This window comes from Rahnella sp. PAMC25617, assembly GCF_050606005.1.
Lineage (GTDB): Bacteria > Pseudomonadota > Gammaproteobacteria > Enterobacterales > Enterobacteriaceae > Rahnella > Rahnella variigena.
On sequence record NZ_JBOCUM010000083.1, the window covers coordinates 1 to 248 of the forward strand.

Annotated in this window: 1 protein-coding gene; it reads left to right on the forward strand. The window is 41.5% G+C overall.

What is annotated here, in order from left to right; translation table 11 throughout:
* The coding region (locus tag ACM615_RS23970; RefSeq protein WP_431012639.1) for a CidA/LrgA family protein at nucleotides 1-225 on the forward strand (225 nt) is incomplete at its 5' end.
* Nucleotides 226-248 lie beyond the last annotated feature (23 nt).

Sequence of the window (248 nt, forward strand, 5' to 3'; positions counted from 1 at the left end):
TTTCAATTAAAATGGATTGAACTTGGTGCCGTATGGCTGCTCGGAGAACTGCTGCTATTCTTTATCCCATCAGCCGTTGGTGTCATTGATTATGGAACATTGATTTCTCAATCTGGTACAAGTATTGTCCTTGTCGTCTTACTGAGTACCTTTGTCGTCATGCTCTCGACTGGTATCATGACGCAAATGATTGCGAAAAGAAAGGAGCGGAAAAAGCTATGTTAGTTGGCGCACTATTTCTGATCTTA